This is a genomic window from Acinetobacter endophylla, assembly GCF_053543775.1.
The window spans coordinates 1-1,570 of record NZ_JBLVOM010000319.1 but is presented as its reverse complement, the minus strand read 5'-3'; the positions used below and the strand labels follow the sequence as shown (position 1 = coordinate 1,570).

The 1,570-nt window shown below is 33.2% G+C and carries 2 protein-coding genes; one reads left to right on the top strand and one right to left on the bottom strand.

Annotation, left to right across the window (positions count from 1 at the left end; translation table 11 throughout):
* Positions 1 to 620, bottom strand: a 620-nt coding sequence (locus ACNPNW_RS19180; protein WP_448767351.1) for a replication initiation protein, incomplete at its 3' end; no start/stop codon positions are given.
* A gap of 856 nt (positions 621 to 1,476) precedes the next feature.
* Between ACNPNW_RS19180 and ACNPNW_RS19175 the strand changes: the two genes are divergently transcribed.
* A partial coding sequence (locus ACNPNW_RS19175; protein WP_448767353.1) for a ParA family protein occupies positions 1,477 to 1,570 on the top strand: 94 nt, incomplete at its 3' end.

Genomic DNA, 1,570 nt, shown 5'->3' with positions numbered 1-1,570 from the left:
AAAAGTAATGGCACTTCATAACTCTTTTGATTGGCGTACTTAAATTCGTTTTTAATGAAATAAGTATAAAGACTCATACTGGCAACAGAATCTAGGGCAAAAAGATGTTTTAGCTGATAGGTAGTAAAATTACCCCCAGCCAGTTGAGTGAAATACGGCAACACCTCACTGGTAAAACGAATCTGAATTGCATTTTTAGAGTCATCTTCCCATCTTAACTCACGGATAATGGGAACGACAGAATGTACTTTTTTAGTCTTTCTCTTACCATTATCAGCAGGCTCCTCAATAATAAAATGAGCTACTCGGGATGAAAGCTCTTTATAGATCCGATCTATTGCAACATTAATTGAATTACGTTTATTTAATCCTAGTAAATCTGCCAAATCATCCTTATACAAATAAATATAAGTTTGTTCGGTAATTTCACTATTTACCTTATTTTTCTCACTATAATTCGCAACCGCCATTGCATATAGAAGTGCCTTATATTCATTGGATGACAACTCGATTGGGCGAATTAATCGGTTACTGGTACTGACAACGCCATTATGGCGAATGTTGCCTATACAGTAGGGAATATAATTCGTTTCTTCTTGCAATGGTTCAGATTCTGTCATAACCGTGATATTTATAATTTGACTTAGTTTTTATATACAAAAGTGGAAAAACTTTCAAGACTTTCACCACAAGATTCTAAAAGTGGAAGGTCCGTCATCAAAAAAAAGCGTTATTATCCGGTTTTTTGCCTTTAAAGTGGAATTAAATACAATATTTCCACCCTACAGTGACAGACCTTCCACCTTTAGCCCCCGAAATTACAGTTTAGAATGACTATTTTTATTTTTTCACCCACATTCAGATAGGTTAAATTAAATAGAAACCCTGATGTGACAAGGCTTCCACCTTTCAGTTAGATTCGAAAGGTATAACTGCACATATAATCATCAGGAAATATCCAATAAAAACAGATTATCCACAGGTTAAAAATATACAGTGACAATCATTCCACCTTTAAGGCTTAGTTACGAGACTTTATTAACATATTAAATAATTGTTTTTTAAATTATTTTTAAATAAAAATAGCGGTTTAAAAAATAGCAGTGACAAACCTTCCACCCTAGTGACAGACCTTCCACTTTAGAGTGACAAACCTTCCACTTTAGAGTGACAGACCTTCCACTTTAGAGTGACAGACCTTCCACTTTAGAGTGACAGACCTTCCACTTTAGAGTGACAAACCTTCCACCTTTAAAACTCTAAGCATTTGTTTTATATAATAAAAATACACTCTTAATTATTAATTAGCTAAATAACTAATTATTCTAATTATTAATTAAGCTAGCTTAGTTAAAGATTTATTTTTAAGCTGTTTTACATCTGAACAAATAGGATTTATAAATTTTAAAACTATAGTAAGATGAGTGAAAGTTATTTATATTACTAAACATTCAAATACGGAAGCATCTGACACGCATGTCTGCAAAAATTATTACTGTTGCTAATCATAAAGGCGGATGTGGCAAAACAACGACTGTTGTGCACCTAGCCTCAGAACTTGCCAATCTGG